Origin of the sequence: Alteromonas antoniana, from assembly GCF_019249295.1 — a bacterium.
In the GTDB taxonomy this organism is placed as follows: Bacteria; Pseudomonadota; Gammaproteobacteria; order Enterobacterales; family Alteromonadaceae; genus Alteromonas; species Alteromonas antoniana.
Map to the genome: position 1 here is coordinate 30,426 of NZ_JAESDH010000018.1, position 17,293 is coordinate 47,718.

The following is a 17,293-nucleotide window of genomic DNA, read 5'->3' on the forward strand; positions in this document are numbered from 1 at the left end:
GCTTAACGCTCTCCTTTTACTACATGTAATGGGGAGGTGTCTTCACCCAGCCACTTCATGGCGGCATTATCATCGGACGCCTTTGGCGCTACCCACGTTGCTTTACCTTCAGCGATTTCTTTTTTCCACAAAGGCACTGATTGTTTAAGCATGTCCATGATGTACCCTGCGGCATCAAAGGCGGCTTTACGGTGCGTGGCGGCGCAGCCCACCCAGACAATCTCTTCGAAATTACTGACTTCACCTACCCGATGTACGATGCCCGCAGACACCAGTGAAAACCGCTGCGCCGCTGTGGTCAGTAAGCTCAGCATCGCGTTTTCAGTCATACCCGGATAGTGCTCCAGTGAAATGCCGTCAATGTGCCCTGCTTCATTAAAATCGCGTACCAACCCGGTAAAGGTCACAATTGCGCCGCTCTTGCCAGCCGGTAACCCGCCCTTAAGCTGGGAGTAGTACTCAGACGGCTGTAATGGGGAATTGATCACTTCAGCAAACATTTAACCTCCGGTGACCGGCGGGAACATGGCCAGTTCATCGTCAGCATTGACCGGATGGGAATCAGCAACCACTTGTTGATTGCAGGCCATCAATATCGGCCCCTCGAACGCCTGGTGATTATCCAGCGAAAGCTTCAGCGCCGCTTTAACATCCGCCATAGTGGATGGCGGCGTAAGACTTACCGTAGTTTCACTGCAGTTAAGTTGCTCACGAAGTTGCGCAAAAAATTTTACCGTGACTTTCACTTTGCCTTCCCTGTCGCTTCACTGGCTTGCCAGTGGCCGGTTTTACCGCCTTTCTTCTCAGTAACATGAATATTCTGAAGATGCATTCCTGGATCAATGGCTTTACACATATCGAACAATGTCAGCAGCGCGACATTCACTCCGGTGAGTGCCTCCATCTCGACGCCGGTCTTGCCGCTGAGCTTGCAATAGCAGCGGGCAACAATGATTTGTGACCGGGCATTCACCTCAAACTGCACATCCACTTTTGATAGTGCCAACGGGTGACATAAGGGAATCAGATCAGCGCATTTTTTGGCGGCCTGTATGCCGGCGACGCGGGCAACGGCAAACACATCACCTTTGGCAATGTTCTGCTCGCTGATCCCGTCTATCACCGCTTTACTCACATGCAATTCGCCCACGGCGGTGGCTTCACGAACCGTAACGGCCTTGTCGCTGACATCGACCATATTCGCCTCGCCACCGGCGTTTAAATGGCTGAATCCACTCATTGTGCACTCTCTTTAATCAGGTGCTTAACGAAGTTACACGGCCTGAAGTCGATATCCAGCTGACTACGGATAATTTTCTCCCATCCTGTACGACAGGCACCCGAAGAGCCTGGCAGGCAGAAAATCACAGTATGGTTGGCAAACCCGGCAATCGCGCGAGACTGAATTGTCGAGGTACCAATTTCCACATAACTGACCTGACGAAACAGCTCACCAAATCCGTCTACCTGTTTATCAAACAGTACACTTAATGCCTCAGGGGTAGAGTCACGATGGGTAAACCCGGTACCGCCGGTAACCAGCACGGCATGTATGCTGTCATCGGCAATCCATTTTGAAACGATGGCACGCTGCTGATAAATATCGTCTTTCACCAGCGCACGTTCTGCGAGTGTGTGACCTGCGTCGGTTAACGCATCAGCAAGATATTGCCCGGAAGTGTCAGTGTCGGGCGTTCGGGTGTCAGATATCGTCAACACAGCGATCGACAACGGCGTACTAACAGCAGTCATAAGAATTCCTAAATACAGATTCGAAAACCGGGTTGGCTTTGATACAGTAATGTCCTGTGCTGCCTGTGGCAGCCGCGACGCCGCCAATCCGGCGTTGATGAGTCAATAAGAGTAACTATGCCAGATTCCATCAGTGTGTCACAAGCAATGCGATACAATCGTCAGATTGTGTTGCCACAAATTGACCTGGCCGGTCAGGAAGCACTGCTCAATGCCAGCGTTCTTGTTATCGGCGTTGGCGGCCTGGGTAATGCCGCGGCCATGAGTCTTGCCACCTCGGGCGTGGGCTCGCTGACACTGGTAGATCCTGACACCGTGGAAACCCACAACTTGCCTCGCCAGTGGCTGTTTCGCGACGATCAGACCGGCTCAAAAAAGGTGATTGCCGCCTGCGACACGCTCAACCAGCGTGCTCCAGACTGTCAGATTAACACTGTCGAACACGCCGCTGATGATGACGAGCTCAAAGACCTGATTCAGCACCATGACGTTGTGCTGGACTGCACCGACAATGCCCAAAGCCGGGACCAGATAAACCGCGTAAGTTATCTGGCCCGCAAGCCCTTAATATCTGGCGCCGCGATCCGCTTTGAAGGTCAGCTATTTGTTTGTCAGCCTGGTTCAGGCTCCTCCTGTTACGCCTGTTTACGAACCCTGTTTGAAGCACCGGACGTAAGCTGCACCGAGGCCGGAATTCTGTCTCCGGTAGTCAGTCTTACCGGATTACACCAGGCACTTCTCGCCATCAAACTTATCACTGGCGCAGGCAATATCCCTGTTGGCCAGCTCATGCTGTTTGATGCACTGACCTATGACTGGCAAACCTTTAGTGTGCCCAAAAAGCCTGACTGCAACGTATGCTCCGCTTCCGCTAATGTTTCAGAGAATAAATAAAACAATGACAACTACAGCCATCCATAAAGACTATATCGTGGTTGCCCAGAACGCCTCCGGGCGCAATATGCATGTGCCGATATACCGCCTGCGAGGCGAAAAAACGGGCCCTACGGTATACATTCAAAGCTCTATTCACGGCGCCGAGGTACAGGGCAATGTCGTGATTTATCAGTTGCTTCAGCAACTGAAACACTTGTCGATTTGCGGCGAAATTATCCTGGTTCCCAACTGCAACCCGGTGGGCACCAATATCAAAGCGGGTGAATACACGCTGGGGCGTTTCGATCCGGTAAACGGGACTAACTGGAATCGCGGCTACTATTATGATGAAGCGGCTGTCCACCAGTTCGCTGAAACCGTCACTGCTGAAGAGCCAGATGACACCATACGTGAGCGCTTTAAAGCTTACTGGGCGCAGGCTATTGCCGATAAGCTCGCATCGCCATGGGGACTTGGGCTGGCGCAACAGTTAAACCTCAAACTTCAGCAACTGGCTGTCAGTGCAGATTATGTACTGGATTTGCACAACGGACCGGTTTCCACGCGCCACATTTACGTTCCCGAATACGCCAGAGAATCGGCGACGCTGTTTAACTTCCCTCACTGTATTTTTATCCCGAATGTGTTTGCCGGAGCACTGGACGAAGCGACTTTCTGCCCGTGGTGGACGCTTCAGGATTTACTGACATCGCGCTTTGATAAAACCTATGACCTCGGCGTGGAAGCGTTCACACTGGAAATGGGTAGCCAGGAAGTGATCCAGTTCGCTGAGGGCAATGTCGATGCCAATAGTATACTGGGTTACCTGAATGCCAAAGGCGCGCTGGACAATGCCGACTTTGTGCCTGCAACAATGGAGCGGGTTGGCGTGTACCTGCGAGACTATAAAACCCTTTTCACCCAGTGGGGCGGCATGGTGGAGTACCTGGCTCGACCCGGTCAGCGCGTTACAAAAGGCGAACCTCTCGCCAGAGTGCTGAATATCGACCAGCTGGATAACGAGCGTGGTAGTTTTGAGGTCAATGCACCGTGCGATCTTATCCCTATTCTTCACTTCCCTTCGGCATCGGTATTAAGCGGTACACAACTGTATAAGGTTTTTACCAATTACTTTTCGCTGACCGACGGCGCGGACAGCTGAAAAAAACGCGGCGTAAGTCGTTACGCCGCGTTCGTGTACCTAATCATGGTGAAAACTGTCCACCCCTTTCGTGTCACCGGCGATTACGTTTTGTCGGTGATGCATAATGCCATCACCAACAAGTGCCGGCGGTACGGGTAGGAAACCGCCTTAGATCGGAGAACCCGGCGGTAACGGTTTTACTTCAAACAATGACGGCCATTCACCGGTTTCCCAGTAGTGATCGAGGCGGGCACGTAAGATATCCCGTTGTGGCAGCTTACTGTCATCATCCAGCCAGTCATCAAAGTCCGTCAGTGCTGCATCGATGCTGGCTTTCACTTCCGGCGCCAGATCCTTGTCCATCGCTACGCGCATGACGGCGTTCAGTGTGACATAACGCAAACGGTCATTAAGGCCGTAATTGGCTTCGCCTTTGCGGTACCAGTGTGTGTCCAGCAAGCGTGATACCAGTTGCTCAACACTCAGCATGCCCCGTACCTGACTGTGCTGCCAGCTCACGCGGTTAAGTCGCTCAGGTTGCAATAATAATTTGAGTGCATGATCGGCAGCAGATTCCGCAGCCGAAACCGGGTCCAGCATGCGGCCCATCCGGCCATTGAAATGCTCGCGGGTAATATCATCACCAAACGCCGTGGGCGGGATGAGAGATAATAACGACTCTGGCATGCGCAGGTATTCCGGCGTGGTTGCTTCAATCAACAGTGCCACTGCCTGTTTTTGAGTCTGCGCCGCGACTACCGACTGGCCCTGTGGCGAGGCGTTATCGCCTTTCAGCTCGTAGGTGTAATCTATACCACCGACTTGCTTCGCCACCGCTTCAAGCTGATAACGATGCAGCAGATAAACCGGGACCAGCGCATCTTCTAACGATGACAGGCTGTCACCTTTTTGGATGGTGTTTATTCCCAGACGCGACAGCGCCTTTTGTCGGATAAGAGAGATCTCCTTAAACGCGGCTATCGGATCTGCACCATTGTCCCACATGTGCCCGTCGCTTGATGCGTGATAGGACGCCCGCGTATCAGCATCGGTTTTGTAGTGTAAACCGGCAGTTCTGGCCTTTTCTATCTGTTGTGCCAGCCCCTGTGTTTCTGCCTGTTCAGAAACATAGTCCTGGTAACCATAAGCCACTGCGTGCAGATCCCATTCCCCCATTCCGGAATCGTACGCGTCGTTCAGCGTAATATTACCGTTTTCCAGCGTGATCTTCGGATGCGGGTAATCCATCACCGATTCACGACCGTTTTCGCTGGCAGCAAAATTATGCGCAATACCCAGCGTATGTCCCACTTCATGGGCTGACAGCTGACGAATGCGGGCCAGTGCCATTTCCTGTTGTGCTTTAGTGTCGGCGTTATCTGACGTGAACGGGCTGGTAAGCCCCAAAGCGATTAGGTAATCCTGACGCACCCGCAACGAGCCTAATGTAACGTGCCCTTTAATCAGCTCACCGGTACGCGGATCGATCACAGAAGAACCGTAGGACCAACCGCGGGTAGCGCGGTGAACCCACTGAATGACGTTGTAGCGCACATCCATAGGGTCAGCATCTTCTGGCAGCACTTTTACCTGAAAAGCGTTCTCGTAACCTATCGCTTCAAATGCCTGGTTCCACCAGCTGGCGCCCTCTTTTAAGGCTGACATTACCGGCTCAGGGATCCCCGGATCCAAATAATAGACAATGGGCTCAACCGGCTCGCTCGTCTTCGCTTCCGGATCTTTTTTCGCAAGCCGGTGCCGGATAATATATTTCTTTTCCATCGGTACGGAAATCGCAGTGGCATAGTCAAAATAACTGAACTTCCAGTAGCCGGAATACGGATGGAATGCCCGCTGTTGATAGCCTTCCTCGGGAAGCGCAATAAAAGAGTGATGCAAATGGACTGACAAGCTTTCAGGATCCGGTGCAACCTGAGACACATACTGCCCCGGGTTGCTGCCACCGAAGGTCACCATGGCCTCCAGTTCGGTATTTTTCACAAAGGCTTTGCTCTTAGGAAGATACACGCCGCTGCGCGACGCATCAGCTTTATAGCTGCCCTGCTTGGTACCTGACAAGCGCTTGGCAATACCGTGAATATCCGAGAGCAGATACGGCGTGTAGTCAATTAACACGGTATTATCACTGGCCGCGGCAACACTGAAACCGGCAATCACCGAATCGGCAAAGGCTTCATCAATACTCTGCTGTTCGAACTTATTATCACTTAACGCCCGGTAACGTGTATTCAGTTGCTTAAGCATCACTTTGTTGCCATAGCGTTCAAACTGCACCAGTCGTGTATCCCCTAACTGTCCCCGGTCAAGACCGATATCGTTAGAGCCAATACCATGCGGCAGGCTGCTTTGGAACAGCAACGGAGTGTCAAACCTGCTGATTTGAAGATAAACCCGGTCATTACTGCTGTCGTAGTAAAACGGAATAAAGCCAGATTGCTTTTCCATGTCTTGTGTGAACTCGCTGATATCCGGCATGGCAGCCCGGACCGGGCTTACCATCAGAATTATCAGACACAGGCATGCTCGAACCATGTGTGTTTCCTTCATTATTGTCGTTGTGTGGTGCAAATTCGTCAGTACGTGCGTTACCAAACCTAATCGAACGGATGTCATTCTGTTGTTATGTTACGCCCGGCTGCTGTCGTTAGGTCGCGATTTCCATGCTAAAACTGATACCTGAAATCCAGGTAATTCACCTAGATCCGGTACCACATGTTCCCTTGTAATACCCTATCCTATTGCCGCTACATTTGTCATATCACTTTATCATGCTGAAAGGTGCTCCACCGAAAACGTCGGCACAGGCAGCATTGAAAACAAGCCCTTGATCCACGTCAACAACGTCATTCGCCTTGTTTAATAAAGTGACGGTATTGATTCATCATCAGGTAAATCGCATGACACTTTCTGTCAGCCACCCAGTGACGCACACTGAAGGCTTTACATTTCTGAGTAATATCCAGTCAGAGCCAGGCCATTGGCGGAAGCTTATTAATAAAGCGCCTTCACAACCTGTGGTCTTAAGCATAAAAGGCACGCATCCAGGCTTACTGTGTCTGGTGATGCACAGGCATCCTGACACAGATACGACACTTCAACTGGCAGAGACGCTCATCCGGGGCTACCGGCAACTTTGTACAGAGACAAGAATTGTGGTGTTGCCAGCCTCAGATACCGTGGACGACGCTGAATGCCGCGCGCGCTTTCAAACCCTGGTTGACTGGCAGCCTGACGCAGTTATCGCCATTACCACTGCCTGCTGTCCCAAGCCTCTGACATTCAGCTACCGTCGTCAGGCCGGCAGTGCAGCCCTTGGCAGCGTATTTTCTGCCTATACCGTACATGGAAACTTCGCGCCTTTGGCATTAACCCGGTATCCATGGCCCTGTCCTTCGGTGGAACTTCTGCTTCCTGAGAGTGCGACCGGGGATACCTTACAACAGGTTTGTCAGACATTGTCAGAGCTAAAATTCGAGACAAACCGCGAGACTGGCCGTGAATGCTGGTTAGGCTCTGCGTACCGTCTAGACGCGCTTAAAGCCGCCAGCGTGACGTTTTCAGACCGGCCTGTTTTTGGCGTCAACATTACTTTGAACCTACCCACAGCGAAAGATGCCTTTGTGACGCTGCATCCTGGTGAGTCCATTGGCTGGCTCGACCATAACGGCCTGGACCACTTGCGTTTAAAAGGCGCATCAACCCACCAGAGCCTTTTCGACTACTTCGATGCCAGCGATAACCGACTGCGCGTTCGCGTGCCCCTGATCTGCTTTTTGATAGCAAACTCGGTAGATTGTCTGCGAGGTCAGGGGATCTTGCATTTTTGCCCGGTTAAATGCTAGAGAGTGTTCACTATTAATACCGGACGCTAAAACGCGTCTTTTTCGGCAAGAATCTGACGAAGCCGGTAAGATAAACCGGATACCCGATGTTGTTTTCTGGCAATAACCCCGGTCAGTACCTCCCTACTGCTAAGCAACAATACGCCCTTTTTGGCCCGGGTTAGCCCGGTATATAAAAGTGCCCGGTTATTCAGTGCCTGCGACTGTGCGGTTTCGCTTTGAGGGATCACCATAATTACCTGAGAAAATTCGGAGCCCTGAGATTTATGCACTGTCATGGCAAATACCGTTTCAACGCGCGGCAGCCGCGACAAACTCAGCGATCTCACTCCGCCGTCCGCATCTTCAAACCAGGCTTTTAGCTGACCGCTGTCATCAGGCCACAGTACGCCGACGTCGCCGTTAAACAGGCGTTGTGCGTACTGGTTTTCCACTACCATGACAGGCCGACCGGCGTACTGGCCTCCCGGCAGCACCGCGTAGCTTTCTGCCAGCGCCTGCTCGATCACCCGGTTCAGGTTTTCAACCCCAAAGGGCCCCTGGCGCAAAGGTGTCAGCCAGCGGCAGTCACGCAATGCATCAAGCGCCTGCTGCGCCGTATTGCAGGCAAATAAGCCAGCAAAGCTTGCCTTTGCCAGCGCTTTCAACGACTGCGGATTTTCCGGTAATGAAGACAACAGAACATCATCTTTGCCCAGTGCTTCCGGGGCAGATTCTATCGGTGTGATTAGCGACAATGCCTGCGCAGCATTTGAGCGCTGAATCGCTGCTGCCACTTCTGCCAGTTTGCCTCCGAAACGCTGACTTTTGTGCAGCGAGTGAACCCACGCATCCTTCTGTGTGCTTGCCGCCAACGGCAGCAGCGGCAAGTGAGGACAAAGCCTCGCTAAATGCGCACGCATACTTGACGTAACAGCAGGCTCCTCTGGCAATTCGCCAATCATCGACTCCAGTACATTGCCGGATTCGACGGCGGGCAGCTGATCGGCATCACCTATCAGATACACTCTGGCTTTTTGCGGCAGCGCTCTCATCAGACGAGCCATCAATGCTACATCTACCATTGATGCCTCATCGACGATCAGCACATCAACATCCAGCTGCGATAGCTGATCGCGCCGGGCACGAACACCAAAACGTGCCAGTCCCAGCAGCCTGTGCAGGGTACTGGCATCACGCGGTATGGCATTAAGCAGCGACTTATCCAGCTCGCTCTCCAGCTGTGTCAGACTCTGACTCACCGACTCGGTCAGGCGCTGCGCGGCTTTCCCGGTGGGCGCAGCCAGTTGGATCCGCAATTCCCCTCCAGATAGAGCCTGCAGTGCCAGCAGCAGGCGTGTCACCGTATAGGTTTTACCTGTACCGGGCCCACCGTTGATAACGCTAAAACGCTGAACCAGCGCACTGGCTACCGCTATCTGCTGCCAGTCAGGCTCTGTGCTTTGTGACACATCAAAAAGGCGTGGCCACACGTTCTCGCAAGCTGCGTACTCATCGTCAGTCAGTAATACCGGTTGCTGCCTGTCTGCAATGGCTTCTGCAATCGTATCTTCAAACTGCCAGTAACGCCGGGAATACAGGCGGCCTTTTTCGTAAATCAGCGCTACCGGCTCGCGGTATTGAGTCAGCGCTTGTCGCGTAAGCTGAATGAGTCGGGTAAGCGGAGGGAACGTGATCCCTGTCGTCGTCTCCTCATCGTGAAATAACGTTGTGTCGGCTATCAGTTCCAGCGACAAACAGGTATGACCCTGTCGCTGCATCCAGGACAATGCCAACAGAATGGAAAACCAGCACCTCTGTCCTTCCTCATCCAGTTGCACCTGCTCACAAAACGCCCGGGCAAAATAAAAATCAATCGCGGCTACGCCGGCCAGTTTGTGGTTGATATCGTCAATCGTCATGGACATTATGCTGAAGCTCCCGTGGTCAAAGCCTCGGAGGTACCAAAGGCGTCGTCGAGTGCGTGCAGCAATTCAGAAGAAAGCGAGGTATAAAATACGCCCTCCTGATGTTCGTTCTCAGGATGCATACCTCTCAGGTACAAATAATACACGCCGCCGAAATGCAGATTGGGATCGTAATCCGGTAACGCCTGAGACAGATAACGATGTAAAGCCAGTGCATAAATCAGATACTGCAGGTCGTACAGATGATGCTGATTATTGCGTAACAACGACGCTGGCTGGTAATCCGAGAACTGCGTCCCCAGCCAGGTTGATTTGTAATCCGCAACGTAATAACGCCCATCCACTTCGAATATTAAGTCGATAAACCCGTGCATCATGCCTTCCAAATCGTACTGGTGTAGCGCCGGTACCGGAGTCGGCAGGGCAATATCGGCCAGCTCATCCCGGTGAAGTCGTAACACTGACGCCAGCTTTGACCATTTCAGGTTAATCATCGGAAAATAAAACTCAGCCTCACGCAATGTCTTCGGCAGCGTCAACTCTGCCAGTGTGATACCCGCGTCAGCCAGCGGCATGTCCAGCGTTTCCTGCAGCCAGGCTGTGAATGCGGGTTTGTCTTCGTCGGTGAGGCCGAATCTGTGCATGGCCTCCTGCCCGTCCTGTTGCCAGTCAGGATCACTGAAATCGAGGTGCTCTAACACATCATGCAGTAAGTTGCCGGCTTCCGCCCCCTTGGTAAACGTGAACCTGAAGGGCAACGCCTGGTTTGCAGGAGGGAGCGCTGAAGCACCGGTATCCGGGACAGTAACTGACTCAGCATCACGTTCAGACTGACGGACTACAATTTGCTGTCGGGCCAGTGCCGAAAACGAATACAGTCGCCAGGCTTCTTCTACTGTTCCGGTGAACTCGCGGTACGTGAGCGTGTCAGGCAGTGGCATCTCATGTGTCGTGTCAGCGTCGTGGGCGGGCAACGCTGACGCCGATAGTCTGGTAGTGTGATCACCGCCCTCTTTTGTCACAGCATCAATCAGGGCTTCCCAGCCGGTATCGTCAGTCATTCCCAACGCCCTGGCCAATGCACTTTGCTGGTGCTGCCTGAATTCAGCCACGCCCAGATAACAGCGGTGTGCTGCGCGTGTCACAGCAACATACAGCAACCGCATTGCCTCAGCATCCCCCTCTGCTCTGACCCGCTCTGCTACCGGGTAGCTATGCCCCAACTGAATATTCAGGCGTTGTGAATCGGCGTCGTAATACTGATAGTAAGACGCCCACTGCTGGCCGGCCTTTGCCGGATCGCGATAGTCACTGGCGAAGGGAACAAACACAATGGGATATTCCAGCCCTTTAGATCCATGCTGGGTCACGATTTGAATAAGTGTTGCGTCACTTTCCAGCCGCTGAACCTGTTCAACACTGGCGTCGGGTTCGCTGATTTGGCGGTGTAGCCACAACAACAACTGATCTGGCCTTGCGTGTGATGCCGCCTCACGCTCCAGCACTTCCGCAAGATGAAGATAATTGGTTAGCGCTCGCTCTGGCTGGTCGCTGACGCACTGGTAATGGTTTTGCATCAGATACAACAACACGCTCATACAGCCCCGTTGCACCCACATCTGACGTAGCTGTATCACCCGCTCTGACAATTGCTCCCAGGCCGCATCATCCTCATGATGCAGAATATCCACAAGCTGCTGATGCGTGTAACCAAACAGTGGACTACTGAGGCTCGCAGAAAGTCTGGAGGTATGCTCCCAGTGCCAGATGCCATCCAGCACGCGATATATGTCAGCCGCCTGCGACGAGGCAAACAGGTTCGTTTTATCGCTCAGAAATACCGCGCTGACACCGGCTTTACGTAAACTTTGCCGGATAACAGTGGCCTCAGTGGTGCTGCGCACCAGAATGGCAATGTCACTGGGAAGCAAGAAACGCGAGCCAAGCGAGGCCTGGCTAAGCAAACGCTGGATCTCCGCGGTTACCCAGTCTGCCAGATTGCGCTGAAGCTGTGCCTTGGCCGGCTGAGTGTCGCCCTGAGACTCCGTGATGATATAGTTCATGGCGCGCCGCCCGTTTTCCGGGTCGTCAAGTGGCACATTTGCCGCTTTGGCGTGGGGGGTCGATTTTACTGGCTCGTAGTGAATATCAAAACCAAATACATCGGCCGGTTCACCCGATACCGGAGCACCGTAAAACAACCGGTTATAGGCCTCCACCATGGGCGCGACTGAACGCCAGTTCGTATCCATTACCCAATGAAAATCTGCCTGTTTTCCCGCCTGCAGGTACGTAAAAATGTCACCGCCCCGAAACCCGTATATCGCCTGTTTAGGATCGCCTATCATCATCAGGCACTGGCTCTCGCTGGCCTTGGGATACACGGTATCCACAATGGCATACTGGTTGGCATCGGTATCCTGGAATTCATCAATTAACGCTACCGGGTAAAGCAGGCGTAATTGCTGCGCTACGGCGCTGTCAGGTTTTCTCACCTGCACTGCCAGGGCGCTTATCAGGTCATCAAAATCAATCACGCCTACCCGCTGCTTTTGCTTGCGCACATGCTCGCGAATAAACGTGATACCGCTTAAAATCAGGGTCAGGGCAGGAATGGCCGCCAACTGCTGACTTCGGCTTTTTTGCATCTCCGACGCAATTTCTTTTACGTCGCTGATCAGCTGTTTTAACGGTGCAAACAAGGTTTTCAGGCTGTCGTTTCCCCGATAGCGGTTGCCATTAATAAATTTACCGATCTCTGGTGGCGGCTCCGCTACGGCCTTCTCATTTAGCCAGCCAAGCAGCACTTCCCACTCCTGCTGGCGCGACTCACGCTCATCTGCTTTTTTGGGCTTGTTAATCAGGGCGTCTGTGATTTCCGGTTCACTGGCCAGCAACTGTTCCCGTACCTCATCAAATACCGGCTTCAGTATGTCGCTCTGGGCATCACGATAGTGCTGAATACTGGCTTCCACCTGCTCTTCGGTGCTGACTGACGGTGTAATATCACTTCGTGCCACCCGCTCAAACTGCTGCAAAAGCACCTCGGGCTGATGCCAGCCCTGCGCTGCCAGCAGCTCAAAATTATCGGAATGTCGAGACTGCATGCGAAGCCAGTCACTGGCGGCGTCCAGATACATTTCCCGGGTATCGGTGGCCAGGCTTTGTGACATCGGCGCACCGCTGTCAAATGCCAGTTGTGACATTACTTTGTTGCAGAACCCGTGAATGGTAAAAACCGCGGCATCATCCAGCTCCAGTAACGCAGCGCGCAGGCTGGCAATAGCAAGCCGTGGCTCGCAGACCTCGTACAAATGCTGATAAACCGGATCGGCCTGTTGCGTACTGGCAGTGCCTGCCTCTGCATCAGTCCAGAACGCCAGGGCCTCACGCAGGGTGTCGGCCAGACGACCACGAATTTCTTCGGTCGCAGCATTGGTGAACGTCATCACCAGGATTTTCTGTACCGGTAGCTGCTTTTCTAACAGCAGGCGTAAATACAGCCGGGTGATGTTATAGGTTTTTCCGGTTCCCGCACTGGCTTCAATCAGGTGACGTCCATGCAGAGGCATAGCCGGAACGTTAAGCTTCTCAAACTTCATACTTTGTTGTCCCGGGAATGATTTTCTATCGCCAGACACAGGGGCTCTAACTGCTGGAAAGGCACGTCATCTGCCGTGAGGCCCCGTGGATAGAACCAGTGCACGTAAGGATCGTCATCCAGCCCCGAGGTAAATGGTGAGGCGCTGCTCATCAGATTTTTAAATGCCTGCTCGCCGTCGTCGGTGTACATGAAGGTTTCTAGGGGGTCGCCTTTGGCTTTTTTCACCATCTGCAGGCCTGCATCAATAAACGCTGCCAACGGTTGCGAATGAAGGCGAACGTATATCGCTTCCAAATCGGTTAACAGTTGCTGTGCCACATCACTGTCGGTGGCTTTATAGACTGTTTTTCGTACCTGAAATTCACCGCTGCTCCATTTGATATAGTAAATTTCCAGTGGCAATGCGATACCGGCAGCGGCAAAACACAACGAAGTAATAAGTTGCTCACATTTACGCTGACTGTGCTGACTACCGGCATGTCGCCATTTCAGCTCACCTCCGCCCTGCCAAGCCTGCGCCTTAATGGTAATGTGACTGCCCTGCCAGCGTACCTGCGCCGGGTCGGTATCGCGAAGCCCGATGGCATTAGTCAGTGCAACACCGGCTTCCTGCCATTGCTCAAGCACGGCGTCTGTCAGGGGGGTATCGGGCATATCGCCATGTAAGCGGGTGCGCGACACAATATCCCGCATGATGGCATCGTCCACCAGCACGTCTGACACCGCTTCTATTACCTGATAGCGGGTAAGATTATTTTGTGCAAAAGGTTCACGGTTTTCCAGTGAAGGCACCGACGGCTCAAGATAAACACCCAGTTGTTGATTGGCAAAGTAGCGCAACGGGTTAGCCAGGCTGCGCGCAATGTCTGCCGGCGTCACCTCATCCTGGGTTTTCGCATCTTCCAGTGCCGTCAGTGTGACATCTTGTGCCTGTGAGGGCGACTGTATTGCATTGGCAAGTTTGCACCACCCCGCTTCAAAACCTGGCTGAGGCATTGAAAAGTTAGCCGCGCTGAACGGATGCAGTGGGATCTGCTGGATCATGCTGGCCGGAGGGCGCTGATAGCCTCTTGCCATGACGTCCAGAAACTCCGCCAGCACCAGCGATGGCTGGCGTTCGCTGTTATCCTGCGCGCTGTTACCCTGATAGCTCAAGTACAGATGCTTTCTGGCAGATAGCATGGCTTCCAGAAACAGATACCTGTCTTCCAGCCGACGTGAACGGTCGCCAAGTTTTCTAGGCTGACTGGCCATAAGATCCACACTCGCAGGCGTGGATTGACGGGGAAATTCGCCATCGTTCAGCCCCAGTACCGCCACTACCGAAAAGGGAATACTACGCATAGGCAGCATCGAGCAAAACGTGACCTGTCCGGTCATAAAATGATTGCCCGCATCCGGGGAGGAAAAACGCTTCATCAGCACGTCCCGCACCTGGCGTAACGTCAACTCAGTCTCATATCCTGCCTCAGCACACTGCGCGGCGAGATCTGCCGAGGCTTTCCCCAGACTTTCCCACGTCTGGTGCTGGTCAGGCAAAGGCGCAAAACAGCTGTCTCTGAGCGTTAATAAATACTGATGCCAGTTCTCAGCCGTGCGGTTGGTATTCAGCTGTCTGGCGTGCTCACCCAGCATATCAACAATCTGCATCAGCTTACCCAGTGCCAGCGCTTGCTGGCCCTCGACATCCGGTAACGTCAGCAAGTTGTTACTGATAACGGGTTTATCTTCGTAGGCCATACCCAGCAGCAGACGTTTTAGTCCCCACCACCAGCTGTAAGTTTCTGACGTTGCAGCACCCTCGGTGACAGTGGCTTTATGTTCACCATCAAGCCCCCAATGCACGTGCGCCTGTTGCAGCCAGTACGTGATTATTTCGGTGTCTTCTTCATTTAAATCAAATCTGGCCCGCATAGCGTCAAGGCGCAACAGATCCATAATATCAACTACCCGAAAACGGCTGTCCGGCAGCGTTAACAGGTTAATGAACGCGGCCACCATTGGCTCAGCGTCCAGAGGAGCACGGTCGGCAATCGAACAGGGAATTCTTGGTGGCGTATTGTCCGATGGGCGGGGAGTCCCCACGCGGTGAAACACGGCATCAATTAGCGGCGCATATTCTTCAATCGCCGGACACATCACGACAATGTCAGACGGCGTTAGCGACGGATCTTCCTGCATCCATTGCAGTAAGCGATCGTGCAGGGCCTGAACTTCGCGCAGAGCCGAGTGAGCTGAAGCCACAATCACACTGTCATCATCTGATGCATGACGGACAATTTGGTTCCGCTCCTCAATAACCGGCGCACGTGCCTGAAGCACGTCATATTGAATATGCTGCAGCAAATGCAGGTTTTCGCTTTGCTCTTCTGGCCTGGGAACATCAAAGGCACTGACTTCAAAGGTATCCAACTGTGTCAGCAGGTTAAATAAGTCTCTGCCCTGCTTTCCCAGATTTCCCAGAAACGGGTTAGACTGTTCTTCCTGCATCCATTTTTCAACGGCGCCTTCACGTAGCGCGCGAGCCTGGTCACGGTCACTTTTTGCATCCCCCCAGTAGTTCACACTAGGGTTCAGATGGAAAATATGGATATCGGTGTGTTCAGCCAACGCGTCGAAAAACGCGACCAGCTGCGGCGCCATGGTATTGATGGCAAACACAATGATCCGCTCGGGTAAAAGACTGCCCGCATTGCCAGTTTTCAGCGCCTCGATAGCCTCACGATGCAACGATGCCGGATGCAATGGTTCTGATTCGCTCAATGCTCGCCACAACCTTGACTGCCAGCGCTCCATCGTGTTGTCAGGCGACTGAAGTTCGCCATTTTCCCAGGCTGAAAGCCAGTCTGGCCGATACAGCAAATACTGCTCGAAGACGTCAGCCATTACCGTTGCCAGCTGCAATCGCTGGGCGCTTTGTTCTGTGTCGCTGTCAATATGCGACCAGTACGCTTTCACCGGCGCCATGTCTGTAGAGTCAACTAATTGCGCATCTGCCAGCAAGGCATCAATACGCCACATCAACACTTCACGTCGGTACGGCGACTGTTTAGGCACTTTGTCTGCACCCAGAATCGCCCTGGCGGTATCCCACATGAACCTCACTGGTAATGGAAAAGACAGGTTCATGGCAATGCCCTGCTGCCGCGCCAGCTCCATGTTCAGCCAGTGCTGCATGCCGGGACTTTCAACCAGGATTGTGGTGGGAGCGAGGACAGACGAAGCGCGCTGTTTTAACACCGTGCCCAGAAGAAAACTTAAATGTTCCAGTTTGTTAGAGGGATAAAGCGCGAGCAACCGAAACGTCCTGTTCTTGGAATGATTTTTTAATATGGTACGGGATTCTGAACCACGCATCCAGACATCTGTACACGGCTTGACTCGACGCCATGGTCGACATGGGATTGGATAACAATTGACGGTATGTGTAGTGAAGAGAAAGGGAAACAAGAAAGAAAAAAACCCATACAGGCCTCAGGACACGAAAAACCTGTATGGGTAAGGTTACGGGCGACCCTGTGACAACCTGATTCTGGCGTTGCCTGGCACCGAATCAAGTTAACGCCACAACGTTGCGCAGTTAACACTTAAAGATATAGCACCAATGATGCCAGATTTTTTTATTATTAATATTCAATCACTTAACATAGATTTTACAGCCTTCCCACCTACTGAAAGTTGACCACATGGTGCAAGTGCACCAAAGATGCGCACCTTAAGAAGATTTTTGTGTTCACTGGCGGTGCGCTTCCTTTGGCTTCGAGGCTCATCTGACAAATAACAGCGTTCCGTTTGTCGGGCACGGAGGTCTTTCCGTTTTCTGAATATCAGAACTTTCCACACTCATTTGGATTATCAGAACCGGTAACATTTGCCCTGATTACCAGGGTAATAATCTGCGATAACCTCGACGACCGCTTTTCTGCGCATGTCGGATTCGTTACAATCCATGCTTCTTCAGAGCCTGACGATATCTCTGACAGCGCAGCCGCATTATGATCCGACAGTTTAGGCGTTACTGAGCGTAGGATACGGGTTAACGGTAATTTGTGTGATACCTGATTTTGGGTGTCGCGAGCCGGCGCTATGATGAATAGTACGTCAGACTGACTTACCGGCTGAATCAGCCCTAGTTTATGCAGGAATA

Annotated in this window: 11 protein-coding genes; 3 read left to right on the top strand and 8 right to left on the bottom strand. The window is 52.7% G+C overall.

The window, feature by feature from the left end:
• Nucleotides 1–2 precede the first annotated feature (2 nt).
• The 4 genes from JKP77_RS15030 to moaB are packed head-to-tail and all read right to left on the bottom strand — an operon-like array spanning nt 3 to nt 1,752.
• The gene (locus JKP77_RS15030) at nt 3–500 is read right to left on the bottom strand and encodes a molybdenum cofactor biosynthesis protein MoaE (RefSeq protein ID WP_218311977.1); all 498 of its coding nucleotides are present in this window, start codon (nt 498–500) and stop codon (nt 3–5) included.
• Nucleotides 501–746, bottom strand: a complete 246-nt coding sequence (locus JKP77_RS15035) for a MoaD/ThiS family protein (protein WP_218311978.1) — start codon at nt 744–746, stop codon at nt 501–503. It lies immediately after the preceding gene.
• On the bottom strand, nt 743–1,240 hold the full coding sequence (gene moaC / locus JKP77_RS15040) for a cyclic pyranopterin monophosphate synthase MoaC (RefSeq protein WP_218311979.1): 498 nt from the start codon (nt 1,238–1,240) through the stop codon (nt 743–745). Before moaC ends, JKP77_RS15035 begins: the two co-directional genes overlap by 4 nt.
• A complete protein-coding gene (moaB, locus tag JKP77_RS15045) occupies nt 1,237–1,752 on the bottom strand; it encodes a molybdenum cofactor biosynthesis protein B (RefSeq protein WP_218311980.1) in 516 nt (171 codons plus the stop codon). Before moaB ends, moaC begins: the two co-directional genes overlap by 4 nt.
• Nucleotides 1,753–1,869: 117 nt before the next feature.
• On the opposite strand from moaB, the gene JKP77_RS15050 reads away from it, so the two are divergent.
• Together JKP77_RS15050 and JKP77_RS15055 are read left to right on the top strand one after the other, a co-directional pair.
• Entirely contained in the window at nt 1,870–2,646 is a 777-nt protein-coding gene (locus JKP77_RS15050) for a HesA/MoeB/ThiF family protein (protein ID WP_218311981.1), read from the top strand.
• Nucleotides 2,647–2,650: 4 nt separating this feature from the next.
• The gene (locus tag JKP77_RS15055; protein WP_218311982.1) at nt 2,651–3,790 is read left to right on the top strand and encodes a M14 family metallopeptidase; all 1,140 of its coding nucleotides are present in this window, start codon (nt 2,651–2,653) and stop codon (nt 3,788–3,790) included.
• 150 nt (nt 3,791–3,940) lie between these two features.
• Here the strand turns inward: JKP77_RS15055 and JKP77_RS15060 are convergent, their stop codons facing one another.
• On the bottom strand, nt 3,941–6,325 hold the full coding sequence (locus JKP77_RS15060; protein ID WP_246601229.1) for a zinc-dependent metalloprotease: 2,385 nt from the start codon (nt 6,323–6,325) through the stop codon (nt 3,941–3,943).
• Between the two features lie 365 nt (nt 6,326–6,690).
• Here JKP77_RS15060 and JKP77_RS15065 point away from each other — a divergent pair, with 365 nt between their 5' ends.
• The gene (locus JKP77_RS15065; protein ID WP_218311983.1) at nt 6,691–7,635 is read left to right on the top strand and encodes a hypothetical protein; all 945 of its coding nucleotides are present in this window, start codon (nt 6,691–6,693) and stop codon (nt 7,633–7,635) included.
• A 26-nt stretch (nt 7,636–7,661) separates the two neighbouring features.
• Here the strand turns inward: JKP77_RS15065 and recD are convergent, their stop codons facing one another.
• The 3 genes from recD to recC are packed head-to-tail and all read right to left on the bottom strand — an operon-like array spanning nt 7,662 to nt 16,443.
• A complete protein-coding gene (gene recD / locus JKP77_RS15070) occupies nt 7,662–9,542 on the bottom strand; it encodes an exodeoxyribonuclease V subunit alpha (protein WP_218311984.1) in 1,881 nt (626 codons plus the stop codon).
• Nucleotides 9,542–13,144, bottom strand: coding sequence for an exodeoxyribonuclease V subunit beta (recB, locus tag JKP77_RS15075; protein ID WP_218311985.1), 3,603 nt, complete (start codon nt 13,142–13,144; stop codon nt 9,542–9,544). Before recB ends, recD begins: the two co-directional genes overlap by 1 nt.
• Nucleotides 13,141–16,443 carry an exodeoxyribonuclease V subunit gamma gene (gene recC, locus JKP77_RS15080; RefSeq protein ID WP_218311986.1) on the bottom strand — a complete coding sequence of 1,101 codons (3,303 nt, stop codon included), beginning with the start codon at nt 16,441–16,443 and terminating at the stop codon, nt 13,141–13,143. Before recC ends, recB begins: the two co-directional genes overlap by 4 nt.
• Nucleotides 16,444–17,293 lie beyond the last annotated feature (850 nt).